Origin of the sequence: Micromonospora sp. LOL_024 (genome assembly GCF_048060415.1) — a bacterium.
GTDB lineage: Bacteria > Actinomycetota > Actinomycetes > Mycobacteriales > Micromonosporaceae > Micromonospora.
In genome coordinates, this window is sequence record NZ_JBHMIS010000015.1 from 1 (window position 1) to 25,346 (window position 25,346).

Genomic DNA, 25,346 nt, shown 5'->3' on the forward strand with positions numbered 1-25,346 from the left:
CGCTCACCGGATCAGCCTTTCGCTCGCGACTGCGGGGCTCCGCTGCGCTGCACTCCTCGCGCTCACCGGATCAGCCTTTCGCTCGCGACTGCGGGGCTCCGCTGCGCTGCACTCCTCGCGAGCCGAACGGGTCGCCAATTCACTGTTCGGCCACCCCGGCGGAGTCGAAGGTGGCTACCTCGTGCAACACCCGGACCGCGCTGGCGACCACGGGCAGGGCCAGCAACGCACCGGTGCCCTCGCCTAGGCGCAGGCCGAGGTCGATCAGCGGCGTCAGGCCGAGCCGGCGCAGCGCGATCGTCGCGCCGGGCTCGGCGGAGCGGTGCCCGGCGACCATGGCGCCGACCGCGTCCGGGGCCAGGGCCGCCGCGGCGAGCGCGGCGGAGACCGCAATCACCCCGTCCAGCAGCACCGGTACCCGGCGCGCGGCGGCACCGAGCACGAACCCGGTCAGCGCGGCGTGTTCCAGGCCGCCGACGGCGGCCAGCACGGCGAGCGGATCGTCCGGGTCCGGATCGTGGCGGCGCAGCGCGGCCCGTACCACCTCGATCTTGTGTTGGTAGGTGGGGTCGTCGACACCGGTGCCTCGGCCGGTCGCCTCGGCGGCGTCCACTGCGGTGAAAACGGCGATCAGCGCGGCGGCCGGGGTGGTGTTGGCGATGCCCATGTCGCCGGTCAGCAGGATCCCCGCGCCCGCGTCGATCAACTCCCCGGCAATCCGGATCCCGACCTCGACCGCCGCCCGGGCTTCCTCCCGCCTCAGCGCGGCGGTGACGGTCATGTCCCGGGTGCCGAGTCGTACCGACTCGACGACCAGACGGGGAACGTCGGGTCCGTCCGTACCGGTTGGATGGTGGTCGGTGTCGGTCGGTGCGGGTACGGGCAGCGGGGTGGCGACTCCGACGTTGACCACGGTCACCGAGGCTCCCGCCTGCCGGGCGAAGGCGTTGACCACCGCGCCGCCGGCCAGGAAGTTGGCGACCATCTGCGCGGTGACCTCCTGCGGCCAACCGGTCACCCGCTGGGCGTGAACCCCGTGGTCGCCGGCGAAGATCGCCAAAGCCGCCGGGCTGGGTGGCGGTGGCGGGCAGGCGCCGGCCAGCCCGGTGAGGCGGATGGACAACTCCTCCAGGACACCGAGCGAGCCGGCCGGCTTGGTCAACCGGGCCTGCAGATGGCGGGCCGCGGTCATCGCCGGCTCGTCGAGTGGGCAGATCGCCGCGATGGTCGTCTCCAGCATCATGCCTCCATGATCTCCGCCAACACCTCGGTGAAAGCATCGGTGGTCATCCGGTCTCGTACCGCGATCCGCAGCCAGTCCGGACCGAGGCCCGGGAACGTGTCGCCGCGGCGTACCGCCCAGCCGCGTTCCCGCAGAGCGTGCCGGATCCGGTTGGCGCCGGAGATCCGCACCAGCACGAAGGCGCTGGCCGGCTGGCCGGCGACGCGTACGCCGGGCAGGGTCGACAGCCGGGTGACCAGGTGCTCGCGGTCGACCGTCAGCTGCGCGGCGATGGCGCGCCCGGCCCGTACCGCCTCGGGGCCGGCGCAGGCCGACGCGGCGGCCAGGGCCGGCGTGGAGACCGCCCAGAGCGGCTGTACGGCGGCCAGCCGGCGCAGCAGTGCGGCGTCGGAGAGCAGGTAGCCGATCCGTAGCCCGGCCAGGCCCCAGGTCTTGGTGAGGCTGCGCACGACCACCAGCCCCGGCAGATGCCGGCGGTTCGCCAGCGACTCGGGCTCGCCGGGTACGCCGGACGCGGCGGTGGTGTCGGCGAAGGCCTCGTCGATCACCAGCACCCGACCGGGGCGGGCCAGGGCGGCCAGGACGGCGGCGGGGTGCAGCACCGAGGTGGGATTCGTCGGATTGCCGATCATGACCAGGTCGGCGTCGTCGGGGATCCGGTCCGGATCAAGCCGGAAGCCGTTCGCCGCGTCGAGCAGCACCCGCTGCACGATGTGCCCGGCGGCCCGCAGCGCAGCCTCCGGCTCGGTGAACTGCGGGTGCACCACCACCGGTCGGCGTACCCCGCGCAGCGCCTGGGCGAGCAGCACGAAGCCCTCTGCGGCACCGGCGGTGAGCAGCACTTCGGCCGGTGGCCGGCCGTGCTGGGCGGCGACGGCGGCACGGGCCGGGCGGGGGTCGGGGTAGCCGGCGAGGTCGGCAAGCGATGCCCGGATCGGGTCGGCCAGCCATGGCGGCATCGGTGCGCGCCGCACGTTCACGGCAAGGTCGACCAGGCCCGCGCCCACCTCCGCGTCGCCGTGGTGGGCGAGGTCCGGTTCGTAGGACGTCCCGGTCGACTGACCATGCATGACGGCGATCCTGCCGGGAAGCCGCCGGGTGGGACAGCAGCCGGCAGGGTTAACCACATCACCACCGATCACTTCATGAGTATTTCTCATGGACGAATCGGAAATGTCATAACTTAACGGAGTGAGCAACCGACCCCTTGCTGCCGCTGGTCGTCTCGTCCCTCTTCTTCGTGCCGCACTGATCGCCGGCATCGTCGTCGCCGCCGTGGCGTACCCGTTGGTCGCCGTCACCGGCCTCGGCGCCAAGGCGACCGCGCACGCCGTGGAGAGCAAGACCCGCCTGCTGGCCACCGCCCTGCCCGCCGAGACCTCCTACGTGTACGCGCCCGACGGCAAGACCGTGCTGACCATGTTCTACGAGGAGTACCGGCAGTACACGAAGCTCGCCGACATCTCGCCGAACATGCAGCAGGCCATCGTGGCCGCCGAGGACAGCCGCTTCTACCAACACCACGGGGTCGACCCGAAGGGCGTCGCCCGCGCCTTCGTGGCCAACGCCCGCTCCAGCGGCGTCTCACAGGGCGCCTCCACGCTGACCATGCAGTACGTCCGGATGGCGCTGCGGGACAGCGCCAGCACCCCGATGGAGGTGCAGGAGGCGACCGCACAGACCCCGATCCGCAAGATCAAGGAGATGCGGTTGGCGGTCGACCTGGAGAAGGAGCTGACCAAGGAGGACATCCTCGAGCGCTACCTCAACTCGGCGTACTTCGGACACCGGGCGTACGGCATCTACGCCGCCAGCGAGATCTTCTTCTCCAAAACTCCGAAGGAACTCACCCCCGTCGAGGCCGCCACCCTCGCCGGTCTGGTGAAATCCCCCTCCCAGTACGACCCGGCCAGCTCCGACCAGAAGGGCGCCACCGAACGACGCAACTACGTGCTGAACAACATGGCGCAACTCGGCTACCTCTCGCCGGACTCGGCCGAGGCGGCGAAGACCGAGCCGATCCGGCTACGGCTGACCTACCCACCCAACGACTGCGCCTCGGTGCCGCAGGAGTGGAACAGCTGGGGCTTCCTCTGCGACTACCTGAAGAACTGGTGGAGCGCGCAGCCCGCCTTCGGGGAGAACCGGCTGCAACGGATTGACAAGCTGCGCCGGGGCGGCTACCGGATCGTGCTCAGCATGGACCCGAAGATCCAGGCGGCGGCAGAGAAGAACGTCGGCACCAAGGGCAACACCGGCAGCCCGTTCGCCAACGGCATCGTGGTCTCCGAGCCGGGCACCGGGCGGGTGAAGGCGATGGCGGTCAACCGCACCTACTCGTTGAACCTGGACGAGAACCCGCTGAGCTCCAACCCCGAGGCCGGGCCCAACATCAAGGCGAACTATCCGAACACGGTGGCACCGCTGATGGGCGGCGGTGACCTACCGGGCTACCAGGCGGGATCGACGTTCAAGATGTTCCCCATGCTGGCCGCGCTGGACGCCGGCATGACGCTGAACACCACCTTCAACGCGCCGCACAGCTACCGATCCGAAATTTACGACGGCTGGCAGCCGTCCAACGCCAGCGGTGCGATGAGCGGCACCCAGACGATGTGGTCCGGCTTCGGCAAGTCGGTGAACACCTACTTCGTCTGGCTGGAGGAGCAGGTCGGGGCGGAGAAGGCGGTACGGCTCGCCGAGCAGCTCGGGCTGCGCTGGCGTACCGACGTGGACCGCGAACACGCCTCACCGTCGAGGGCCAACAAGTGGGGTGCGTTCACCCTGGGCGTCTCCGACGCCACCCCGCTGGAAATGGCCAACGCCTACGCCGCCATCGCCGCCGACGGGCGGTACTGCGAGGCGATACCGGTGAACGCCATCTACAACCGGGACGGCACCCCGACCACCTTCAGCACGGCCGGCGGAATCGAACGGGAGGTCGCCAAGCCGCGCTGCCGACAGGTGGTCAGCGCCGACGCCGCCCGGGCCGCCACCGACGCCGCCCGCTGCCCCACCGGCGACACCCCGGCCAGGGGCGGTTGCGGCGGCTGGTCGACGGCGGACAGCGTGCGCGGCACGGTCGGCCGGCCGGTGGCCGGCAAGACCGGCACCACCGACAGCACCCGGTCGGCCTGGTTCGTCGGCTACACCCCGGAGCTGGCGGCAGCCAGCTTCATCTCCGACCCGGACAACCCGTTCAACGCGGTGGGTGACGGTCAGTCGCAGATCCCGATCGCCGCGGTCTCCAACACCCTCCGCGACGCCCTCAAGGGCAAGCCGGCCCGGGACTTCGTCCCGCCGTCGGACCGGATAGTCGGCTGATCAGGCGGACGGCCCTCCGGCCGGGCCGCAACCCGCGACGCCCGCCGGGCCGGCCGGGGCGACAACAGCCCGATCGGTCGGGGCAGCGCCACCGTCCCCGGCCGCGACCGTGGCCGGCTCGGCCGAAGCGGCGGCCACCAGGCGCGGCGCGATGCGGGGGTACGCGGCCCAGTGCGGAACGAGTTGCGAGGCGTGCACGCCTCGCCAAACGAACCCCTCCGGCGCACCGCCCGGCCAGCTCCACGCCGGCCGCGGCCCGCCCCGAGGGGTGAGCACCGCACGATGCTCCTTGTGTCCGACCATAACCTCACCCCGGGCGGCGACCACACTGTCTTCCTGCGCGGTCGCCTCGCGGTAACCGACCACCAGTCCGTCCCGACTGGTACCGACGGCGTCGATCACCCCGCACATCGGCAGCCCGTCCAGTTCCCGGGCCAGCCAGAGCAGGCCGGCACCCTCGCCGATCACCGGCCGGCCGGTCCGGGCCAACTCGGCGACCGCGATGCAGAGCCGACGGTTCGCCGAAAGTCGCTCGGCGTACGACTCGGGTAAGGCACCGCCGACCACCAACGCCCGGGTGCCGGCCGGCAGCACCTCGTCGGCGAACGGGTCGACGGTCACCACCTCAGCCCCGGCGGCGCGCAGCAGCTCGACCGTCTCGGCGTGGCTGAAGCTACCTGCCGGCCCCCCGGCCACCGCGACGACGGGCGGTGCGGCGCCCGCCGGAAGGGGCGGTGCGCCCGCCGACGACCACGGCTGCACCCCCAGCGGCGGGGCGGAACGCGCCAGCCCGATCAGCCGCTCCAAGTCCACCGTGGCGGTCACCGCCTCACCCAACCGGCGGACCGCCCGGGCGGCGTCGCCGGTGCCTTCGAGCACCGGCATCACCCCGTGCCGGCGCGACGGTAGCACCGAGGGCAGATCATGGCGACGCAGCGCGCCGTAGACCGGTATGCCGATGTCGTCGAGCGCCTCACGCAGCAACGTCTCGTGCCGGGAAGACGCGACCCGGTTGAGGATCACGCCGCCGATCCACAGCTGCTCGTCGTACGCCCGGAAGCCGTGCACCAGCGCGGCCACCGACTGCCCCATCGCGGCGACGTCGACCACCAGCACCACCGGGCTGCGCAGCGCGGTGGCCACGGCGGCGGTCGACTCCGTCTCGTGCCGGCCGGTGAGACTGTCGTACAGGCCCATGCTGCCCTGCACCACGGCGAGACCGGTGTCGGCCGCGCCGTGCAGGAGAAGCGGGCCCAACCGTTCGGTGCCCACCAACCGCGGGTCCAGGGTGCGTCCGGGGCTGCCGGCGGCGAGCCCGAGGTAAGCGGCGTCCACCTGGTCCGGTCCGACCTTGAACCCGGCCACGTCGAGGCCCCGGTCGGCGAACGCGGCGAGCAGACCGATCGCCAATGCGTTCTTGCCATGTCCAGAAGAGGGGGCGCTGAGCACCAGACGCGGCACGACGGTCATCATCGGCTCCTCGCGAACGGACGGCGCGCCGACCGTCGGCGCGCTCCGCCCGCGTGACGATAGCCGAACCCGGCGAGGCACACGTACCATCCCGGTCCTCACCCGCGTCGGGGCGAACCACCCGTGGCGGACCGCCCCGACGCGGGCACGCTCCGCCACGTCCGCGCCACTTCGTCCCGGCGTATCGACGGCCACTGCCTGCGGCGGCGTCACGGCACGACGGCAAGGTGGCCACGGTGGCGGCTCGACGCAGTGGCGGCGGTCACACGGGTAGCCTCGTGGCGTGTACCGGTTCCTGCTGACGCCGCGCTGGCTGGGCATCCTCGCGCTGGCCCTGGCCGCCGCCACGGTGATGGTGCTGCTCGGCAACTGGCAACTGGATCGCTACCACGGCCGCACGGCCGTCAACGAGCGGATCGACGCCGGCCTGCGGATGGACCCGGTACCGCTGCGGGAGGCACTGCCCGCGCCGATCGCAGAGCCCGGCACGGCCGGCGCGCCGCCCGCGCAGGAGCGGACCTTCACCCGGGTCACCGTCAGCGGTCGTTACGACACCGACAACGTCGTCCTGGTCCGGGGCCGGACGGTCGAGAGCCGGGTCGGTTTCGAGGTGGTCACCCCACTGGTTCTGGCCGACGGCACCGCCGTCCTGGTGGACCGGGGCTGGATTCCGCCGGCCCCGGGTGGGGCGATCGCCCGGCCGGCGGTGCCGCCCGCACCGGCCGGCGAGGTGACCGTCGAGGGACGGATCCACGCGAGCGAGAGTGGCGACGCCAAGGTGGCCCGACGCGACGGCCTACTGGAGAGTCGTCGGGTGTCCGTGCCACAGCTCGCCGGAGAGCTGCCGTATCCGGTGCACGGCGCGTACCTGCTGCTCGACGAGCAGACCCCCGCCGCCGACCCGCTGTTCAAGGCGGTGACGGTGGGCCACACCAACAACTGGCAGAACCTCGGCTACGTCGTGCAGTGGTGGATCTTCGCGGCGATGACTCTCTTCGGCTACGGCTGGGTCGCCCGCCGGGAGGCCCGCCGCCTGGCCGGCGTGACCGACGACCGCCCTCGCGACCGAGCCGCCGACGTTCCCGCCGCCTGATCCACGAGACGTCGATCTAGGGACAAGTGTCGCTCGCTGATCTCCAGGAACGACGAAGAGCCCTAGATCGACGAGGACTGCGCCGGGCGGGCGGCTTGGACGGCGCGCACGGCGTCGATGGTGTCCGCTTCGGCGGGGGTCTTGTCTCCGCGGTAGCGCACCACCCGCGCGAAGCGTAGCGCCACCCCGCCGGGATAACGTCGACTGGTTTGCACGCCGTCGAAGGCGATCTCCACGACCTGCTCGGGTCGGACCCGGACCAACCAGTCCCCGCGCTCCACGGCGAGGCCGAGAAAGCGCTCGGTCTGCCAGCGCAGCAGCTCGTCGGTGAGACCCTTGAACGTCTTGCCGAGCATCACGAACCCGCCGCTCTTCGGGTCGCGCGCCCCGAGGTGCAGGTTCGACAGCCAGCCGGTACGCCGCCCGCTGCCCCACTCCACGGCGAGCACCACCAGGTCGAGGGTGTGCCGGGGCTTCACCTTCACCCAGGCCGCGCCGCGCCGGCCGGCGTCGTAGGGCGCGTCGGGCGCCTTCACCACCACGCCCTCCTGGCCGGCGTCGAGCGCGGCGGCGAACGCCGCGCCGGCCTGTTCCGGGCCGCCCACCTCCACCCGCCCCACCAGGCGCGAGGCGTCGGCCATGCCGTTCAACGCGGCCCACCGCTCGCGGCCGGGCACGTCGATCAGATCCACGCCGTCGAGGTGCAGCAAATCGAAGAAGTACGGCACGAGAACGGTCTCAGCGGTCCGCTCAGCGGCGGCACTGACCGCCGCGGCGACCGGTGCGCGGGCGGCCACGCTCGACGTCTGCTGGAACGGCAGCGGCCGACCGGCGGCGTCCAGGCCGATCGCCTCGCCGTCGAGCACGATCTCCCGGGCCGGCAGGGCGCGTACCGCGGCGACCACCTCCGGCACCCGTGCGGTGATCTCGTCGAGGCTGCGGCTGAACACGGCGACGTCGGACCCGCTGCGGTGCACCTGGATGCGGATGCCGTCGAGCTTGACGTCGACCACGGCGGGCGCACCGGTGGCCGCGAGCGCCTCGTCGACCGACGGCGCGCTCTGTGCCAGCATCGGCGCGAGTGGCCGCCCCACCTGCAACCCGAACCCGGCCAGCGCCGCGGCCCCGCCGCCGAGCGCGGCCACCGCCACCGCCCGAAGGTCACCGCTGAGCAGCAACGCCCGGCGCACCGCGGCGACCGGTACCCCGGCGGCCCGGGCGATCGCGTCGGCGAGCAGCCCCGCCTGGGCGCCGTGGCGCAGTTCGCCGAGGAACAGGCCGGTCAACAGGCGCTGCTCGTCGGCGGTCGCCGTGGCGTAGAGCGTCCGCACCAGGGCCCGTCGACGGGTCTGCGAGCCCGCGCCGCTCACCGCCGCGATCCCGTCGATCGCCGCATCGACCGAGGCCACGGTCAGGGTCGGCTCGGCCGCCGGCGCGGGCAGGTCGCGCAGCGCAGCCCAGCCGACGCCGGTCTGTCGCTGCCGCAACTCGCCGGCGAGCCAGCCGGCACCCGCAACGATCTCGGTCGGGTCGAGCCGTCGCAGGGCGTCGGCGAGTAACTCCACCTTGGCCCGCCGGCCACTGATGGCACCGACGGCGGCCGAGGTGGCAGCCAGGTCCAAGAACCGCACGACCTCATCCTGCCAGCCGCGCAAGGAAGGGACCCCGGTTAACGCCTGGTATACAGGAGGGGGCCCTCCTGACGCGCGCTGCCGGCGCACTGGGAGCGGCGGCGTCAGACCGGGACCGGTTCCTCGATCCGCAGGCCGCGGGCTCGGACGCCGTCGGCGATGCGGGTCAGCGACGTGTCCAGGGCGACCAGGGCGGCGGACAACTCGCCGAGCTGTTCCCTGAGCGTGTCCTCGGGCCAGGCGTCGACGTCCACGTCTCCCAGGGCGCTCACAGCAGCCTCCAGGCGGGCAAGAACCTCATTCGTACGCATGTTCGAGAGGCTACAACAGCCCCGCGTCCGACACACCGGAAACGGCCACCGACCACCGGAAGTTACGGGTTTGTTCCCTGCCGCACCTGCGCAGCCCTGGCCAGCAACAACGTCTCGGCCAGGCAGACCCTGGCGAACTCGCCCAGGTGCAGGCTCTCGTTCGGCCCGTGCGCCCGGGCGTGCGGGTCCTCCACCCCGGTCACCAGGATCGCCGCCTGCGGAAACATCTCCTGGAAGGTGGCGATGAACGGGATGGAACCACCGACCCCGATCTCCACCGCGTCGGTGCCGTCCCAGGCGGTACGGAAGGCCGACCGGGCCGCGTCGAACATCGGGCCACTGGCGTCGATGACGCACGGTGCGCCGTCGTGCTCAAAGGTGATCTCCACCTGCGCGCCCCACGGCGCGTTCCGCTCCAGGTGCCCGCGCAACGCCGCGTACGCCCGCTTCGGTTCGTCGCCCGGCGCGAGCCGTACGCTGAGCTTGGCCTTGGCGGTCGGGACCAGCGCATTGGGCGCCTCGCCGGTAGCCGGGGCGTCGATGCCGAGCACTGCCAGCGCCGGCTTCGTCCACAACCGGTCGGTGATCCGCCCACTGCCGAACAGCCGCACCCCGTCGGCCAGCCCGGCCTCGCCCCGGAACCGGTCCTCGGGGTAGTCGACGCCGGCCCCCTCGCGAGCGACCAGGCCCGGCACCGCCACGTTCCCGGCGTCGTCGTGCAGCGTGGCGAGCAGCCGGACCAGGGTGGTGAGCGCATCCGGCACCGCACCGCCGAACATTCCGCTGTGCACGGCGTGTTCCAGGGTGCGTACCTCGACGAAGCAGTTGACGATGCCGCGCAGGGACGTGGTCAGCGCCGGCACACCGACATCCCAGTTGGTCGAGTCGGCGATCACGATGACGTCGGAGGCCAGCTCGTCCCGGTGCTCGGCGAGCAGTCGCTCCAGGGAGTCCGAGCCGTACTCCTCCTCCCCCTCGACGAACACGACCACGCCGACCGGTAGGTGGTCGCCGAACGCGCGCAGCGCGGCGACGTGGGCCATGATGCCGGCCTTGTCGTCTGCGGCGCCGCGCCCGTACAGCCGGCCGTCCCGCTCGACCGGCTCGAACGGGTCGGACTCCCACAGCGCCCGGTCGCCGATCGGCTGCACGTCGTGGTGGGCGTAGAGCATGACCGTCGGCGCGCCCGGCGGTGCCGCCCGCCTGCCGATCACCGCCGGCTGGCCACCGGCGCGCACCACCTCGACGTCGAGCCCGCAGCCACGCAGCAACTCGGCCACCGCCTCGGCGGAACGCTCCACGTGTGAGTGATCGAAGCCCTCGAAGGCGATGCCGGGGATGCGGACGAGACGCTCCAGGTCGGCCCGGACACCGGGCAGCTCCCGGGTAACTGACTCTCGCAGGTCGGCCTCGGTCACGATCGGTGTGGTCATGACCGGCATCGTATGCCGTTCTCACCCAGGGCCGACGTTCGCGTCACCCGGGGCGGCACCCCTCCGGCAGCGCCCGCGGTCGGGTGGCCCGCAGGTAGTAGCGGTCGGCATCGTGAGGCAGGGTGGGCGCACCGTCGACCAGCAGGTCGGCCCGGACCTCGGTGCCGTCCGCGGCGAAGTGTGCCTGCTCGATGAGGTGCCAGCGGCGCAGCTCCGGCAGGATCGCCGGCCCGTCGCGGGCCACCGCCCGGGCCAGCCGTCGCGGTTGCGGCGCGGTGACGAAGACCGCCAGGGTCGCCTCGGCGACGGCAGCGGCCCGGGCCGCGCTGACCCCTTCCACGATCAGCACCGGCGCGGCCGGCACCGGCACCGACCTGGTCAAGAACCGACGGCGTACCCAGCTGTAGCGCCGGTAGGCACCGACCTGCCCGGCCCGCACCGGCGCCAGCACCTGCTCCTCCAGCCGATGCCAGAAGGTGAGCTGGTCGTCCCACCCGTCGAGCAGATCGTCGGTGTGCACCACCGGCGACCGGGCCGCCGCGAGGCCCGCCGCCCCGACGCCCGCCAACTCGGCGGCGACAGCATCGGCCAGGCGCGCCGCGAAGACGGTCTTGCCCGCGCCGCTGGGACCGTCTACCGCCACCAACCGGGTACGCCCCAACCGGGCCGGACCGGCCAGCACCCGCCGGGCCAGTCCGGCGTACGCCTCGAAGACCGCCGCCACGGATACCGACGTTACCGATCGGGTTGTCCCGGACCGCTTCGGACCGCACGCCCGTGCGCGCGACGGCATGCTCGTGGCGTGTCCCATTCCGTGATGAGTCCTGGTGTCGAGGCGTTGCTGGAACAGGCCCGCGCGGGCATGACCCGGCTGACGCCGCAGGAAGCCGTGCAGGCCGCGACCCGGGGAGCCCTCCTGATCGACACCCGCACCGACGCCCAGCGACGGAATCAGGGCGAGTTGCCCGGCGTCATCGTGCTCGACCGGACGGTGCTGGAGTGGCGGCTCGACCCGGCCAGCGACTGGCGCATCCCGGAGGCCACCGGATACGACCTGGAAATCGTGGTGCTGTGCTGCCAGGGGTACAGCTCCAGCCTCGCCGCTGCCAGTCTTCGCGCCCTCGGCCTGAACCAGGCGACCGACATGATCGGTGGCGTGGAGGCGTGGCGGTCGGCGGGACTGCCCTTCACCGACCAGGTCGCCGACGTCCGTCGCTGACCGTCCCGGCTCTGCGCGGCGGGGCTCCGGGTGGCACGAACGGCAGGCCGGCGGGCGGACCGGTCTCGATCAGCCGCCACAGGGCGTCCGTGTCCAGATGCTCCTCGACCAGGTCGCCGAGCAGGTCGAGGGTGCGCTCGCGGACGGCGGCGAAGGACGTCGCCGGCGCCACCCGGAAGCCGGTACGCCCGGCGAGGCGGGCGACCCGGGTGAGGAACCAACGGCGGAATTCGTCGGACTCGAAGGTGCCGTGCCAGTGGGTGCCGTGCACGAGGTCGCGCAGCGCACCCTCGCCGACGCCACCAGCATCCCGTAGCAGTGGGGGCAGCTCCGGGTCGGCGACCGAGACGTACCCGTGGTGGATCTCGTAGCCGCGTACCGGAAGGTCACCGGCGGCGGTGCCGGACGCGGACCGGACCGTCTTCTGCGCAGCGAAGGTGATCTCGACGGGGAGCAGACCCAGGCCGGGCACCGTGCCCCGGCGGCTCTCCACCGGATCGTGGATGGCCCGGGCCAGCATCTGGAAGCCGCCGCAGATGCCGAGCACCGGGCGGCCCGCCGCCACGTGCGCGGTGACCGCCTCGGCGAGACCCGTCTCACGCAGCCACGCCAGGTCGGCCACTGTCGACTTGGAGCCGGGCAGCACGACCAGGTCGGCGGCGGCCAACTCCGCCGGCTCGACGGTCAGCCGCACGCGCACCCCGGGTTCGGTGGCCAGCGCCTCGACGTCGGTGGCGTTGCTGATCCGGGGCAGCCGCAGGACGGCCACGTCGAGCCACTCGGTGCCGTGCGGGGCGGCCGGCCGGCCGAGCACCCGACCGTAGGCGAGCGAGTCCTCCGCGTCGAGCCACAGGTCCAGCGCCCAGGGCAGCACACCGTACGTGGGGCGGCCGGTGACGCGGTGCAGCATGTGCAGACCGGGGGCGAGCAGGCCGACGTCGCCCCGGAACTTGTTGACCACGAAGCCGGCGAGTAGCGCCTGGTCGGCGGGGTCGAGCAGGGCAAGGGTGCCGAACATGGCGGCGAACACACCGCCCCGGTCTATGTCACCGACCACGATGGTGGGCAGGCCGGCCTGCCGGGCCAGGCCCATGTTCACGTAGTCGCCGTCCCGCAGGTTGATCTCCGCCGGGCTGCCGGCCCCCTCACAGATCACCACGTCGTACGCCGACCTCAGCTGCGCCAGCGCCCCGTACGCGGTCTCGGCCAACCGGGGACGCAGGCTGCGGAAGGTCTCGGCGGTCATCGTGTCCACGGCCTGGCCGAGCAGCACCACCTGGCTGGACAGGTCGCTGCCAGGCTTGAGCAGCACCGGGTTGAACCGCAGGTCCCCCTCGATCCCGCAGGCCGCCGCCTGCATCGCCTGGGCCCGGCCGATCTCGCCGCCCCGGCCGTCCGCGCCCACCACCACGACGGAGTTGTTCGACATGTTCTGCGCTTTGAAGGGCGCCACCTTCACGCCCTGGCGGTACAGCCATCGGCAGATGCCGGCGGTGAGCACGCTCTTGCCGGCGTCCGACGTCGTCCCGGCGACCAGGAGCCCACCGGTCACCGCCGGAGCCACGACCGGCCGGCCCGTTGGACGGCGGCACCGACCAGGCGACCGGCGGTCAGCGGGTACGCCGCCGCAAGCCCGAGCGCCGCAAGCCCGACCGCGCGGGAGATCCGGGCGGCCCGGGGCAGGTGCCGCGCCTCGGGGCGGGGCCCGTCACCGAGGAACGGACGCACCTCGGTCCGGCCGAAGTACACGTTTCGCCCGCCCAACCGCACGCCCAACGCTCCAGCCATCGCCGCCTCGCACTGCCCTGCGTTGGGGCTGGGATGGTCGTCGCGGTCCCGCCGCCACACCCGCCAGGCTCGGTCCCGGGCGCCCTTGCCGGTGGGTGTCAGCGCGACGGTGAGCAAACCGGTCAGCCGCGCCGGCACCAGGTTCAGCAGGTCGTCCAGGCGGGCGGCCGGGGTGCCGAAGCGGGCGTACCGGGCGTTGCGGTGACCGACCATCGCGTCGAGGGTGTTCGCCGCGCGGTAGCCCAGCAGGCCGGGCAGCCCGGCGACCGCGCCCCAGACCAGCGGGGCGACCACGGCGTCAGAGGTGTTCTCGGCAACCGACTCCACCGTCGCCCGAGCCAACTCGTGCTCGTCGAGCGAGGACGGATCCCGCCCACAGAGATGCCCGAGCCGCTGCCGGGCGACCGGCAGGTCACCGGCGCGCAGAGCCCGACCCATCGACTTCGCCTCGTGGCGCAGGCTGCGCCCGCCCAGTACCGCCCAGGTGCCGGCGGCGACCAGGGCCGCACGCGCGACCGGCCGATGCCGGGTTCCGTAGGCGGCGACGGCTCCCGCCAGCACTGGCACGCCGACAGAGAGCAGGGTGAAGACGCCGCCGGCGAGCCGGTCGGGTCGGTAGATGTGGCGCTCCAGGGTGGCGGCGGCCCGACCGAACCCGGCCACCGGGTGTCCGCGCCGGGGGTCACCGACGAGCGTGTCCAGCGCGTACCCCGTGACTATCCCCACGGCGTTAGCCACCGCTGCCGCGTGTCGCACCCGTACCACCCCCGGGCGGCCAGCCTAGCCGAGCCTGGCACCAGGCCGGCTGACCGCCCGGTCGGCCCGTCAGGCGGGCTGCGGCAGCCTCCCGCGCCCTCGGCGGCCCCGCCCGGTGACGGCGACATCCGCCCCCGATTCCTCCGGACCCACCGCCAACCCTTCCTCGGGCACGGTGATCACGGCCCGCGCCGGGGTCGACCCGTCGGAGGCCGCCAGCACGACCGAGGCTGTCTGCTCGGCGTCGAGGACCTGGTCGAGATCCTCGGACGCGAGCAGCTCATCACCGCCAGAGACGGGCCGTGTCTCGGCGCCGGAGGCCGGCGCCGCGCCGTCGGGCCAGCCCTGCTCGTCACCAAGGCCGTCGGACCGCCCGACCCTCGACGGGGTGGGGTCGGGCAATTCGAAGTCGTCGTCGAGCGGACCATCGTCGAGTCGGGCGGGTACCTGGTCGTCCGGCACCGGCTCGGTCGGCTCACCGTGTACCCGGTCTGCGGCCTCGGCGTCGGTGACGGCGCTGGTGGCCAGACTGGGCCGGTTACGCAGGAACCGGCCCCGGCCCCGGGACAGGTCGTGGCCGACGGCGACGGCCTCCAGTTCGTAGAGCGTGCGGTGGTTACCGGCGTCGTCGGTCCAGTCGCGGGTGTAGAGCCGGCCGCAGACCACAACAGGGTCGCCCACCGCCACCGAGGCGGCGACCCCCTCGGCGAGTTTCCGCCAGCAGTTGACCCGTACCCGCAGGCTGTTGCCGTCGACCCAGCGCCCGCTGTCGCGGTCGAGACGCCGGGCCGTCGAAGCGACCTTGAAGTTGGCCACCAGGGTGTTGCTCTGGGTGGTCCGGCGCCACTCAGGCGCTGTCAGCACATTGCCGACAATCGTCACATTAGTATCGAACATCGTCCCTCCAGCGGAACCTAGACCTTGTCTTCGCAAGCCGACTCGAACCTGAGCCTGCGCCCCGACACCGCCCTCGGGCAGCCCCGCAGGCCGCACCTGTGGACGACGAGAGCATCTGTGGACAACCGCCTGATCAAGGTCCTGGCGTGTTAGGCCGGTCGACCCTGACCCGTCCAGGCCCGGACCGCGATGATCCACAGGCGGCGAATGGCCACGTTCCGGACGGAGCCGACCTGGGTAGGGATGTGTCAACCGCACCAGTGAGCACGACGTCGAACGAAAGGTCAGCGATCATGCAGACGACCAACACCCATTCCGCCCGCGTCCCTGGTCAGGTGCGGCGATGAGCCCGAACCCGGCCACCGTCACGGAGTGCCTCCGGCTCGGCGCCGGCTTCTCGCAGACCGACCGGAACTGGATCGTCGCCCAGTTCGCCACGCTCGACGCCCGGCTGGCCACCTTCCACGCCGACGCCACCGAACTGGAGTTGTCGGTCAAGGACCGGGAGGCCAAGGGTCAGAAGGTCACACTGGAATGCTGGATCGCCGGCCGGCAGAAGATCGTCACCACCTCGACCGAAGAAGACCTGCACGCGGCGCTCAACGACGCCCGCGACGACCTGCGCCGCAAGCTCAACGACGCGAAGACCCGCCAGGAGCCGCGCAACAACAAGCACCTGCGGGTGAACACCCCGCCCGGCCCTGCGGCACCGGGCGACGAGCCGGCCGAAGCCGCGACGACCGACCAGAGGTGATCGTGCCGCCGGCCAGGGACCGCCCGGCCGGCGCACCGACCAGGAAGAGGTGAACGACATGCCCAACGTGCAGCAACCGGAGATGCGCCGCAGCGGCGAGACCCGGCTGGTCCAGGACAGCGACGGCCCCAACCCGGCCGGCGACTCCTCGCCGAGCCGGGAGCACCGTTCGGTGCCGGTGGACCAGGTGTCGCCGTACGGCCCCGGCCGAGGGCGCGTCACCACCTCGCAGGAGCCGCCCGGCCGCGAGGCCGAGGGCGACTGAGCCCGGCCGCAACTAAGGGACAGCGGGGGCTACCACTGGGTAGGTTGCCGGCGTACCGTCGGCGGCGTGGAACCCGACGTGCTGGGCCCGCCGTACGAGCGGCACACCATCGACCTGGGCCGCGATGACGAGGGCCCGGTGGTGGCCACCCTGGTCCGCCGCCGCGCCGAGCGCCCCACCGGACGCGCCGTGCTCTACGTGCACGGCTTCGTCGACTATTTCTTCCAGACCCACGTCGCCGACTTCTTCGCCGACCGGAGCTGGGACTTCTACGCCCTGGACCTGCGCAAGTACGGTCGCAGCCTGCTGCCGCACCAGACCGCCAACTTCTGCCGCGACCTCGGCGACTACTTCCCCGAACTGGACGCCGCCGCAGAGATCATCCGCGGCGGGGACGGGCACGACACCCTGCTCGCCATGGGCCACTCGACCGGCGGTTTGATCATCTCGCTCTGGGCGGACGCCCGCCGCGACAACGGGCTGGTCGACGGACTGTTCCTCAACAGCCCCTTCTTCGACCTCAACGCACCCTGGTTCGTGCGTCGCCCCCTCGCGACCGCCGTCGCGCGCCTGGGCCGCCGGGCGCCACACCGGATCCTCCCGTTCCGGCTCGGCACCGTGTACGGCGAGAGCATCCACGCCGACCACCGGGGCGAGTGGACGTACGACCTGGCCTGGAAACCGCTGGCCGGCTTCCCCGTCCGGGCCGGCTGGGTGGACGCCATCCGCACCGGCCAGCGGCGGCTGCGCGCCGGGCTGCACGTCCCGGTACCGGTGCTACTCGCCTGCTCCACCCGATCCTTCCGCGGCATCAAGTGGCACGACTCGGCGAGCCTCGCCGACGCCGTCCTCGACGTCGAACACATGGTCCGCTGGGCTCCCCGCCTCGGCCAGCACGTCACCGTGGCCCGGTTCGACGGTGGTCTGCACGACCTGACGCTCTCCGGCCCCACCGTACGCGAGAAGGTCCTCGCCGAGGTCGGCCGGTGGGCCGAGGCGTTCCTCGGCGCCGGAGCGACCACCCACCGCCCGGCCCCACCGCAACCCCGCGAGCCAACAGGCAACAGGGCCGCATCAGCGGCGCTGACCACGCCCCAGGCGGGCGCGGACGCCTGAACCACCCTTACCGGCACGCCAGCGCTCGGGCCCACCCGTTCCAGCATGCGAGGCACCGACGGCGGTACCCTTCTCGCGCCGTACTCGACGCGCCCGTAGCTCAGCGGATAGAGCAGGGGACTTCTAATCCCAAGGCCGCAGGTTCGAATCCTGCCGGGCGCACAGGCACTTCTTCCGTCAAGCCGGCTCGCGTGGAGCTATTCGTGGAGCCATCGAGCTACTGTCGGCCTCGTGGCAGGCGTGAAGCGGCAGCGCGGCGAGATCATGAAGCTCCCCAGCGGATCACTCCGCGTGAGGGTCTATGCGGGCGTTGACCCGCTCACCGGCAAGCGGCACTACCTCACCGAGACCGTCCCGGCGGGCCGGACCGCCGAGCGAGAGGCGGAGAAGGTACGGACCCGCTTCCTCAACCAGGTCGACGAGAAGCGCAGCCCGCGCACCCGCGCCACCTTGAACCAGCTACTCGACCGGTGGCTCGAAGTGGTGGACATCGAGCCGACCACCCGCATGGGCTACGAGAACAAGCTGAACAAGCTTGTACGACCCGTGCTCGGCAAACTGCCGGTCGGCCGACTCGACGCCGAGACGTTGGAGTCGTTCTACGCGAGCCTGCGCCGCTGCCGCGACTGGTGCGGCGGCAAGGCGTACGTAAAGCACCGCGTGGACGGCGAGCACACCTGCACCGCGAAGTGCCGGCTGCACGTCTGCAAGCCGCTCAGCGCTTCATCGGTACGGCAAATTCACTGGATCCTCAGTGGTGCTCTCAGCCGGGCGGTCCGGTGGCGCTGGATCGGCGTCAACCCTGCCAGCCAGGCCGAACCACCTGCACCGCCGCACCCCGACCCGCAGCCGCCGAGTCCGGCCGACGCAGCCCGCATCATCAGCGAGGCGTGGCGTGACCCGGATTGGGGCGCGCTGGTCTGGCTCGCCATGACGACCGGCGCCCGCCGCGGCGAGTTGGCCGCGCTGCGCTGGCACCATCTCGACCTGGCCGCCGGTGTGCTGACGCTGCGGCGCAGTGCCTACCTAGATGTGCACGGCCAAATCCAGGAGAAGGACACCAAGACGCACCAACAGCGGCGGGTGGCGCTAGACCCGGAAACGATCGAAGTGCTGCGCGAACTGCACGGCCGGTACATCGACCGCCTAGCGCAGCTCGATACGGACAACGACCCTACCGACTATGTCTTCTCCCCCGGGCCAGACAACAGGCGTGGCTACCGCCCTGACACCATCACCCAGCGGTACGGCCGACTCGCTAGCCGGCTCGGCATCGACAGCCACATTCACTCGCTGCGCCACTACTCGGCAACCGAGCTAATCAACGCGGGTGTCGACGTGCGGACTGTGGCCGGACGGCTTGGTCACGGCGGTGGTGGGACGACAACGCTCAGGGTGTACGCCGCCTGGCTCTCGGAGTCGGACCAGCGAGCTGCGGGGACGCTGGCCGCTCGGATGCCACCGCGCCCCGCAGTGCCAACACAGCGCACGGTGGCGAGCAGCCCGTACCAGAGGATCGCTCGTGAATTGCGGAGAGAGATCGCAGCCGGGCGACTACTACCCGGTGACAGGATTCCTGCAGTCGCGAAGCTGGCTGCGATACATGGTGTCTCGATCGGCACCGCCCACCGAGCCTTAGCCCTACTTTCCGCAGAGGGTTCGGTCAAGGCAGTTCCAGGTCGTGGCGCTACCGTTGCAGAGCCTCAATAGGGCTGACGCAGGGCAGCCCAGTACGGGCTGGCGACTTACAGTAGCCTTGCCCCCTTGGAGTACCGCCACTTACCCGGATCTCGTTGAGATGATCTCTATTTAAGAACAGTTACCCTCCTTCTTTTCATATGCTACAGTCGCGCCATGAGACGCTATGTAAAGCTCGCGTATCCTGCAGCGCTACTGCTATTGTTTGCGGTCGGAATGATCGTGGACCTACCGTTTTGGCAGGCCGCTCTACTAGGAGTGATTGGAATGCTGCCGGTGGCGCTCGCGGAATTCCTCCTCACTCGGGAAGGCAGCCGGTAGCCGGCAGCCGGTACGGCCAGAGTGATGGGGCGGCCCCTGGGGGCCGCCCCATCACTCTTTCCAGTCAGCTACAGTTAGAAGAGCCGACAGTGACAAGCTTCGAGGCCACCGATGGCACAATCTTCACCTGGTAGCAGGAGCGATTGTTGATACTCGTGGTGTTATAGGTGTCGACCATCGCCGTCCAGACCTTGGTCAGGTTGATTGAGGCAGCGCCGCAGATCAACTGTGCAAGAATCTTCAGCGCCGGATTGGGGATATAGCCGGTCGCCGTACAAGCAACAACGAAGCCAACCCCGCCGAGTGCGATGATTTCAATCACGTAAGCGCGAAGCTCGTAGCCCCACATGTTCAAGTAGACACCGAGTCCATAGGTGAGCTTGGGGTCGGCCACGACAGGGAACACCGCACCAGCGGTGTCGGTCTCTTGAATCAGGGTGCCGCCCTGAACGAGGTAACGGGTCGGAAGGCTCTTTCCGGTTGCATCCTTGGCCCAAGGTGCTTCGACGGCCCCCGTAGCCTTGCCCGACAGATCCACGATCTTGAAGCCCGAACCACTCGGCACCAGCTTCTCACCAGCCGGCAGGCCGACCGCGTACCGCTGCTGCGTCGGCGCGGCATCGCTCTGCATCACGCTAACGATCTGCGCCGACCCGTTCTCGTTTCGAACTACAGCGTCAGTATCGGGAGCAACACGGCTGAAAGCCCGACCCGTGCCACGGTAGGTGGAACTCGACTTGCTCGGCGCCGCGAGAGCGATGGACGCTACCTTCTTGCCGGCCCTAATGCTGGCCGACGGGCTCTCGGAACTGATGGTGACCTTTGAGTCACCAACTGAGATCTTGGCAGGCGAGGCCGAATCCACGCCCGCTGCGGCGAGGGCTCGATCAACTCGATCCGTCACAGAACCCGTGTTGGCGGAAGCTGGCGTGACCATGTTGAGGACTAGCGTGCTCGCCGCCACGGTCGCCATTAGGCCAGAGGAGATGAACTGCTTGATGCGCAACACTTTTCCGATCTGCTGATACGAACGTTAATTAAACAAGTAGATGACGCAAGGCGTCCGCTGAATTTCTCTCTTAATGCCCCCGTTCGGTCACTACCCTGCGTCATGCCGCAGTGACCTGTAGTTAGAGTCGACCATGCGGATCAAGGCGTGTCAACGCCTGTAGCCGCCTCGGACTGCTTTTATCGAAGACTTCCTGCAGCTCAGGGATCACTTTTTGAGGAGTAATTTCCTTCGACCTTGCGGAAATTTTGAGGGAAGGCTGGCATTGAGGTGGTCTCAGCAAGGGTGTCGCCTAGCGTAGAGGACCTTAAGGAAGAGCAGCGCAACCGAGAGCTACAACTGGAGCAATCTCCGGACCGCAACACTCAAGCTCACATGGGGAGCCAGCCAGCCTCGGCCCCTCAGACACCATAGCGGGAGTGCTTGCGGTCCGGCGCTCCTGAAGATGTCAAGGTTCGCTGGCCGTCGACTTGCCGGCGAAGCTGACTCCTACATCCCAGAGGAACCGCCACCCGCCCATCGGACCCTCGAACGCACTCGAACGGGATTACAGGTGTCACCACACCACGGGGCACCTAGCGTCCTCCTGGCCACCCGTGGAGCTATTCGTGGTGCGAAATGCAGGTTGCCAGCGAAAGTAGAGCGACTCGGAGCAAGAGTTTTTGCAGCTAAAGAAGCTCGTGAAGCCAGGGACCAGAACGTGAATACCACTTCTAATCCCCAAGGCCGCAGGTTCGAATCCTGCCGGGCGCACCGCCAACTTCCCCGGCGCGAGGCCGCCGCCGAACGCCCGACGTGCGGCATGACACCACAGGTCTACCGGCAGATGTCCGGTGTCGCCGCGATCGTGACGTCGGTGCCCTTGCAGGCCATGTCTTCGGCCTGAGTGAGCACTTGGTGGGGGTGGCCGACGCCCAGAACCGGTGACCGGTACGGGCATGGCCACGCAACGGGGGCGATCACCCATTGCTAGATCGCCCTCACAACTTGCACACTTGGGCTGCCTTTAGTCCTGGAAGTTGCGCGACCTGCAACTACTGGAGCGAGCCGGAGGAGGAAGCATCCGCAGTGGAGACACCGGAGGCCAGAGCAGTTGGCAAGCCCAGGAAAGTACCGGTCTGGAAGGCGCTGCCGAGCGCCCTTCGCGACGCGCATCAGTCCCTGGTGGACGTCGGTAACGCCGCCGACGGTGAGGTCGTCCGTCTCGGGCTCGGGATCTCCAGCCCGTACCTCGTGACCCATCCCGATCATGTCCAGCAGGTGTTGCAGGAGAGGGCCGGCAACTACCTCCGGGGCGACAACACCGCTCTGTGGCGCTCGGTCCGCCGGCTCGTGGGCGACGGCATCCTCTCCGAGGGTGAGACGTGGGCGGCAAGCCGTAAGACGCTGGCTCCGCTGTTCCGCCCGGCCCGCATCAAGTCGCTGGTCGACACGATGGCCGAGGCGGTCGACGGGGCGACCGACCGACTCGACCGGGCGGCGGAGGACGGCACGGTCGTCGACATCGGGTCGGAGCTGTCCCGCCTCGTCTGCGCGGCCATCATGCGGGTGTTCTTCGCCGACCGGCTGAACGTCGATGAGGCCCTGCGCATCATGGCGGCGCAGGAGTCCATAGTCACCGCCATGGCCCCGCGGCTACTCGCCCCCGTCGTGCCCTGGTGGGTACCGATGCCGGGCGACCGGCGCTTCCATCGAGCGGTGCAGGAGATCGACGGAATTCTACTACCGGTTCTCCGGCAGGCGCTGCGTCAGCCCGGGACCGAGGGGGACGTGTTGTCGACCCTGGCTCGGGCGAGCCGGGACGGGCAGCCCCTCACCGAGCAGCAGATGCGCGACGACCTGGTCTCGATGGTCGCCGTCACCACCGAGACGAGCTACGCGGCACTGACCTGGCTGTGGCCCGTCCTCGCCACGCACGAGCACGTCACCCGCCGGCTCTACGCCGAGATCGACGATGTAGTCGGCGCCGGTCCCGTCCGGGCCAATCACCTGCCCCAGTTGAGCTACACCCGCATGGTGCTCGACGAACTCCTGCGGCTGTTTCCCGCCGGCTGGATCGTCCCCCGCCGAGCCGCCGGCCCGGACGTGCTGGGCGGGGTGCGGATCGACAGGGGCGCGACGGTGATCCTCTCCCCCTATGCCACTCACCGGATGAAGGTGTTCTGGGGCCCGGACGCGGAGACCTTCGACCCGGAGCGGTTCGCACCGGAACGGACCGAACAGCGGCACCGCTCCGCCTACTACCCGTTCGGCCTCGGAATACATCGATGCCTGGGTGAGCAGCTGTTCCAGTTGGAGGCCCAGCTGATCGTCGCGACTTTGATCAGCAGGTACCGCTTCGCCCTGACCGAACCTTCGGTGCCCGGGATACGGGTCGCCGCGTCGCTGCGTCCACGACGACGCGTCGAGCTGACGCTCACAGGGCGTGTACCCTCCGTCGCCCGCTAGGAGCCGATCATGTCCCCACCCCCCGCCACCGCGTTCGAGCTCGCCGCCGAGCAGGGACGCATCTGTGCCGTGGCGTCCAAGGGTCAACGTGACCTGCAGGCCCAGGTCGCCGCGTACCCCAGTCTCTTTCCAGACCCTCCGGTCGACGCGACGATGCTGAGCGCCCTGGCGTTGTCCACCGCGTTCATCGCGCCATGGTGCAGCGCGGCCGAGCTGCGTACCGCGAACCGGGCGTCGTTGTGGGTCACCGCCGAGGACTGGCACATCGACTCGGTGGCCACCACCGCCGAGGCGGCCGCCGCGACCGTGACGGCCTGCCTGTCCGTCGCCGCCGGCGACGCGCCGGCCGCCGACGATCCGCTGGGACGGTTCCTCGCCGACATCCGCGATGACCTCGCCGCGGCGCCAGCGTTCGACCGCCTCCAGCATTCGTGGCGCAAGGAGTTGCACCGGATGCTCGATGCGGAGCTGAGGGAGTGGCAGTGGCGGGCGGCCAAGGCTGCGGACCCGACAGATCTACCCGGCCCGGGTGAGTATCTGGACAACGCCCCCGGCTACGGCGCCACCTGGGTGAATGTCTCGCACTGGATCGCTACTGGAGCTTGCGACAACGAGCAGCGGCTCGCCGAGCTGATCACCGCCAGCCTGACGGTGGAGAAGGTCCTGCGGCTGGTCAACGACCTGGCCAGCTACGGCCGCGACATCAAGGCCGGCGACCTGAACATCCTCATGCTGGGGGTCGGCCAGGCCGAGGTGCGTCGACAGGTCGGCGACCAGATCCGTGGCTGCCGGACTCTGCTGGACGCGCTGGCGGAGCGGTGCCCACGGGAGGCCGGCTACCTGCGGCGTGAGCTGGGTTTCACCACATCCTTCTACGGTGGAGGCGACTTCTGGGGCACCGATGACGACCGTTGACCGTGGCACACCGGCCGGGTCGATGATGGACCTCGCCGGGCTGGCCCGCGACCTGGTCGCCGCGATGTTGCGCGAGCCCGCCGGCCACACCTCCCCGTCGATCTATGAGACCGCGCGGTTGGTGAGCCTCGCTCCATGGCTGGTCGGGCACGCCGACCGGGTGCGGTACCTGCTCGACTCCCAGGGCCCGGCGGGCGGGTGGGGACCACCCGGAGGCTACGCGCTCGTCCCCACCCTGAGTGCGACGGAGGCACTGCTCGCGGCGTTGCGCCCACCGTCCACCTCGAACGCCGCCGAGGTGACGCGCGCCGTCGACCGGGCGTTGGACAACCTGACATTGCTGCTGCGCGGTTGCGGGCCGCTACCGGACACACCCGCCATCGACCTGATCGTGCCGGCACTTGTCGACTCGCTCAACGAGCACCTCGGCCACCTTGCGCGGATGTCGGGCGAACCACGCTGGCGGCGGCCAACGCTTGACCTACCTGCGGGTATGAGTCGCCAGCGGCTGTGCGCCGTCCGCCGCATGGTGGCGACCGGGGCGCCCGTGCCCGAGAAGTTGTGGCACGCCCTGGAGGTCCTGCCCGATCTCGCCCCGACCGCCTCGGGCGTGCTGTCGATGGCGCCCGGGACGGTGGGGGCCTCGCCGGCCGCGACGGCCGCGTGGCTCGGTACGCCGGACCGCCACGACGGGAGGCAGGCCGTGACGTTCCTGGAGGAGACGGTGCGCCGCTACGGAGGCCCGGTACCGTGCGCGACGCCGATCACCGTCTTCGAGCGGGCCTGGGTGACCGCCACCCTGGTGCGGGCAGGTATCCCGTTGACGGCGTCTCCCGGCTTGGTCGAGAGCCTCACCGCGAACCTGGGTTCGGCGGGCACACCGACCGGGCCCGGCCTGCCGGCCGACGCCGACACCACCTCGGTCGCGCTGTTCGCGCTCACCCGGCTCGGGGTTGCGGTGTCCCCGGACTGCCTCTTCCACTTCGAGACCGGCGAGGGCTTCTGCACCTGGCCCGGCGAGGACGGCTTCAGCGTCACCACCAACGCCCACGTGCTCGACGCCCTCGGGCAGCACACGGGCGGAAATTCTGAGCCGGGCCACCGCTACCGGACCACCGTGCGCCAGCTGGTGGTGGCGCTGCAGGAGCGCCAGGCCGCCGAGGGCAGCTGGGATGACCGCTGGCACGCCTCCCGCTTCTACGCCACGGCGTGCTGCGCCGCATCGTTGGCGGAGTTCGGTCCCAGGCCCGCGGTGAACGCTTCGCTCGCCAGCGCCGCCGACTGGGTGCTGGCGACGCAACGCGCCGACGGCTCGTGGGGCACCTGGGAGGGCACGGCCGAGGAGACCGCGTACGCGGTGCAGACCCTGATCGCCAGTGGACAGCGGCGCGAAGAGGTGGTCACGGCGATCCGTCGCGCCCACACCTATCTCGGTCATCACGACGGGCGTGACGGATTGGCGCTGTGGCATGACAAGGACCTCTATCAGCCCACGGTGATCGTTCGTGCTGCCGTACTGGCTGCTCAGCACCGGGCGGCGGGCTGGCTGGCCGCCGTACCCGCCTGGGCGGGACAGTAGCGGTTGATCAGCTATCATCGGAGAATTGTGTCCACAACGGACAGATCTGTTACCTGCGACCTTGAGCCGATAGTCG

20 protein-coding genes, 2 tRNA genes and 1 pseudogene are annotated in these 25,346 nt (G+C 70.7%); 12 read left to right on the top strand and 11 right to left on the bottom strand.

Features of this window, described 5'->3' with window-relative positions:
• Nucleotides 1-139 precede the first annotated feature (139 nt).
• Complete coding sequence (gene cobT, locus ACFHWY_RS16770; RefSeq protein WP_416581229.1) at nucleotides 140-1,240, bottom strand: nicotinate-nucleotide--dimethylbenzimidazole phosphoribosyltransferase; 1,101 nt, start codon at nucleotides 1,238-1,240, stop codon at nucleotides 140-142.
• On the bottom strand, nucleotides 1,240-2,313 hold the full coding sequence (gene cobC, locus ACFHWY_RS16775; RefSeq protein WP_416581128.1) for an Rv2231c family pyridoxal phosphate-dependent protein CobC: 1,074 nt from the start codon (nucleotides 2,311-2,313) through the stop codon (nucleotides 1,240-1,242). The genes cobT and cobC overlap by 1 nt, the downstream gene beginning before the upstream one ends.
• Nucleotides 2,314-2,434: 121 nt before the next feature.
• Between cobC and ACFHWY_RS16780 the strand changes: the two genes are divergently transcribed.
• Nucleotides 2,435-4,567 (top strand): transglycosylase domain-containing protein, encoded by a 2,133-nt coding sequence (locus ACFHWY_RS16780; protein WP_416581129.1) that lies wholly within the window; start codon nucleotides 2,435-2,437, stop codon nucleotides 4,565-4,567.
• Here ACFHWY_RS16780 and ACFHWY_RS16785 read toward each other — a convergent pair whose 3' ends face one another.
• Entirely contained in the window at nucleotides 4,568-6,037 is a 1,470-nt protein-coding gene (locus ACFHWY_RS16785) for a cobyrinate a,c-diamide synthase (RefSeq protein ID WP_416581130.1), read from the bottom strand.
• Nucleotides 6,038-6,320: 283 nt separating this feature from the next.
• Here ACFHWY_RS16785 and ACFHWY_RS16790 point away from each other — a divergent pair, with 283 nt between their 5' ends.
• Nucleotides 6,321-7,130 carry an SURF1 family protein gene (locus ACFHWY_RS16790; protein WP_416581131.1) on the top strand — a complete coding sequence of 270 codons (810 nt, stop codon included), beginning with the start codon at nucleotides 6,321-6,323 and terminating at the stop codon, nucleotides 7,128-7,130.
• A 62-nt stretch (nucleotides 7,131-7,192) separates the two neighbouring features.
• Here ACFHWY_RS16790 and ACFHWY_RS16795 read toward each other — a convergent pair whose 3' ends face one another.
• From ACFHWY_RS16795 to ACFHWY_RS16810, 4 genes and pseudogenes are all read right to left on the bottom strand, one after another.
• Nucleotides 7,193-8,761, bottom strand: a complete 1,569-nt coding sequence (locus ACFHWY_RS16795) for an ATP-dependent DNA ligase (RefSeq protein WP_416581132.1) — start codon at nucleotides 8,759-8,761, stop codon at nucleotides 7,193-7,195.
• Nucleotides 8,762-8,865: 104 nt separating this feature from the next.
• Complete coding sequence (locus ACFHWY_RS16800) at nucleotides 8,866-9,072, bottom strand: hypothetical protein (protein ID WP_416581133.1); 207 nt, start codon at nucleotides 9,070-9,072, stop codon at nucleotides 8,866-8,868.
• A gap of 62 nt (nucleotides 9,073-9,134) precedes the next feature.
• The gene (locus ACFHWY_RS16805) at nucleotides 9,135-10,505 is read right to left on the bottom strand and encodes a dipeptidase (protein WP_416581134.1); all 1,371 of its coding nucleotides are present in this window, start codon (nucleotides 10,503-10,505) and stop codon (nucleotides 9,135-9,137) included.
• A pseudogene (locus ACFHWY_RS16810) lies at nucleotides 10,483-11,388 on the bottom strand (uridine kinase family protein); the annotation flags it as partial. The pseudogene ACFHWY_RS16810 and the gene ACFHWY_RS16805, both read right to left, overlap by 23 nt.
• Between ACFHWY_RS16810 and ACFHWY_RS16815 the strand changes: the two are divergent.
• Entirely contained in the window at nucleotides 11,323-11,724 is a 402-nt protein-coding gene (locus tag ACFHWY_RS16815) for a rhodanese-like domain-containing protein (RefSeq protein WP_416581135.1), read from the top strand. The pseudogene ACFHWY_RS16810 and the gene ACFHWY_RS16815 overlap by 66 nt on opposite strands.
• Here ACFHWY_RS16815 and ACFHWY_RS16820 read toward each other — a convergent pair.
• The 3 genes from ACFHWY_RS16820 to ACFHWY_RS16830 all read right to left on the bottom strand — a co-directional run bounded on the left by ACFHWY_RS16820 (nucleotide 11,693) and on the right by ACFHWY_RS16830 (nucleotide 15,165).
• Nucleotides 11,693-13,276, bottom strand: coding sequence for a cobyric acid synthase (locus tag ACFHWY_RS16820; RefSeq protein WP_416581136.1), 1,584 nt, complete (start codon nucleotides 13,274-13,276; stop codon nucleotides 11,693-11,695). The genes ACFHWY_RS16815 and ACFHWY_RS16820 overlap by 32 nt on opposite strands.
• On the bottom strand, nucleotides 13,273-14,250 hold the full coding sequence (locus tag ACFHWY_RS16825; protein WP_416581137.1) for a cobalamin biosynthesis protein: 978 nt from the start codon (nucleotides 14,248-14,250) through the stop codon (nucleotides 13,273-13,275). The genes ACFHWY_RS16820 and ACFHWY_RS16825 overlap by 4 nt, the downstream gene beginning before the upstream one ends.
• A gap of 87 nt (nucleotides 14,251-14,337) precedes the next feature.
• The gene (locus tag ACFHWY_RS16830; RefSeq protein ID WP_416581138.1) at nucleotides 14,338-15,165 is read right to left on the bottom strand and encodes a single-stranded DNA-binding protein; all 828 of its coding nucleotides are present in this window, start codon (nucleotides 15,163-15,165) and stop codon (nucleotides 14,338-14,340) included.
• 343 nt (nucleotides 15,166-15,508) lie between these two features.
• On the opposite strand from ACFHWY_RS16830, the gene ACFHWY_RS16835 reads away from it, so the two are divergent.
• From ACFHWY_RS16835 to ACFHWY_RS16855, 5 genes are all read left to right on the top strand, one after another.
• Nucleotides 15,509-15,919 (top strand): HPF/RaiA family ribosome-associated protein, encoded by a 411-nt coding sequence (locus ACFHWY_RS16835; RefSeq protein WP_416581139.1) that lies wholly within the window; start codon nucleotides 15,509-15,511, stop codon nucleotides 15,917-15,919.
• A gap of 58 nt (nucleotides 15,920-15,977) precedes the next feature.
• Nucleotides 15,978-16,184, top strand: a complete 207-nt coding sequence (locus ACFHWY_RS16840; protein ID WP_416581140.1) for a hypothetical protein — start codon at nucleotides 15,978-15,980, stop codon at nucleotides 16,182-16,184.
• 66 nt (nucleotides 16,185-16,250) lie between these two features.
• The gene (locus tag ACFHWY_RS16845) at nucleotides 16,251-17,300 is read left to right on the top strand and encodes an alpha/beta hydrolase (protein ID WP_416581141.1); all 1,050 of its coding nucleotides are present in this window, start codon (nucleotides 16,251-16,253) and stop codon (nucleotides 17,298-17,300) included.
• Between the two features lie 89 nt (nucleotides 17,301-17,389).
• Nucleotides 17,390-17,462 (top strand) — tRNA-Arg (locus ACFHWY_RS16850).
• A 129-nt stretch (nucleotides 17,463-17,591) separates the two neighbouring features.
• Complete coding sequence (locus tag ACFHWY_RS16855) at nucleotides 17,592-19,010, top strand: tyrosine-type recombinase/integrase (RefSeq protein WP_416581142.1); 1,419 nt, start codon at nucleotides 17,592-17,594, stop codon at nucleotides 19,008-19,010.
• A gap of 373 nt (nucleotides 19,011-19,383) precedes the next feature.
• Here the strand turns inward: ACFHWY_RS16855 and ACFHWY_RS16860 are convergent, their stop codons facing one another.
• Nucleotides 19,384-20,328, bottom strand: coding sequence for a hypothetical protein (locus ACFHWY_RS16860; protein ID WP_416581143.1), 945 nt, complete (start codon nucleotides 20,326-20,328; stop codon nucleotides 19,384-19,386).
• Nucleotides 20,329-21,002: 674 nt separating this feature from the next.
• Between ACFHWY_RS16860 and ACFHWY_RS16865 the strand changes: the two genes are divergently transcribed.
• The 4 genes from ACFHWY_RS16865 (at nucleotide 21,003) to ACFHWY_RS16880 (ending at nucleotide 25,270) form a co-directional block, all read left to right on the top strand.
• Nucleotides 21,003-21,078 (top strand) — tRNA-OTHER (locus ACFHWY_RS16865).
• Between the two features lie 318 nt (nucleotides 21,079-21,396).
• The gene (locus ACFHWY_RS16870; RefSeq protein ID WP_416581144.1) at nucleotides 21,397-22,776 is read left to right on the top strand and encodes a cytochrome P450; all 1,380 of its coding nucleotides are present in this window, start codon (nucleotides 21,397-21,399) and stop codon (nucleotides 22,774-22,776) included.
• A gap of 9 nt (nucleotides 22,777-22,785) precedes the next feature.
• On the top strand, nucleotides 22,786-23,691 hold the full coding sequence (locus tag ACFHWY_RS16875) for a terpene synthase family protein (RefSeq protein WP_416581145.1): 906 nt from the start codon (nucleotides 22,786-22,788) through the stop codon (nucleotides 23,689-23,691).
• Entirely contained in the window at nucleotides 23,678-25,270 is a 1,593-nt protein-coding gene (locus tag ACFHWY_RS16880; RefSeq protein ID WP_416581146.1) for a prenyltransferase/squalene oxidase repeat-containing protein, read from the top strand. The genes ACFHWY_RS16875 and ACFHWY_RS16880 overlap by 14 nt, the downstream gene beginning before the upstream one ends.
• Nucleotides 25,271-25,346: the final 76 nt, after the last annotated feature.

Bases quoted from the DNA above. Each gene is read 5' to 3' on its own strand.
- ACFHWY_RS16815 (WP_416581135.1), top strand. From the start codon at position 11,323: ATGAGTCCTGGTGTCGAGGCGTTGCTGGAACAGGCCCGCGCGGGCATG.
- cobT (WP_416581229.1), bottom strand. From the start codon at position 1,240: ATGCTGGAGACGACCATCGCGGCGATCTGCCCACTCGACGAGCCGGCG.
- ACFHWY_RS16785 (WP_416581130.1), bottom strand. From the start codon at position 6,037: ATGACCGTCGTGCCGCGTCTGGTGCTCAGCGCCCCCTCTTCTGGACAT.
- ACFHWY_RS16875 (WP_416581145.1), top strand. From the start codon at position 22,786: ATGTCCCCACCCCCCGCCACCGCGTTCGAGCTCGCCGCCGAGCAGGGA.
- ACFHWY_RS16835 (WP_416581139.1), top strand. From the start codon at position 15,509: ATGAGCCCGAACCCGGCCACCGTCACGGAGTGCCTCCGGCTCGGCGCC.
- ACFHWY_RS16800 (WP_416581133.1), bottom strand. From the start codon at position 9,072: ATGCGTACGAATGAGGTTCTTGCCCGCCTGGAGGCTGCTGTGAGCGCC.
- ACFHWY_RS16880 (WP_416581146.1), top strand. From the start codon at position 23,678: ATGACGACCGTTGACCGTGGCACACCGGCCGGGTCGATGATGGACCTC.
- ACFHWY_RS16840 (WP_416581140.1), top strand. From the start codon at position 15,978: ATGCCCAACGTGCAGCAACCGGAGATGCGCCGCAGCGGCGAGACCCGG.
- ACFHWY_RS16805 (WP_416581134.1), bottom strand. From the start codon at position 10,505: ATGACCACACCGATCGTGACCGAGGCCGACCTGCGAGAGTCAGTTACC.
- ACFHWY_RS16830 (WP_416581138.1), bottom strand. From the start codon at position 15,165: ATGTTCGATACTAATGTGACGATTGTCGGCAATGTGCTGACAGCGCCT.
- cobC (WP_416581128.1), bottom strand. From the start codon at position 2,313: ATGCATGGTCAGTCGACCGGGACGTCCTACGAACCGGACCTCGCCCAC.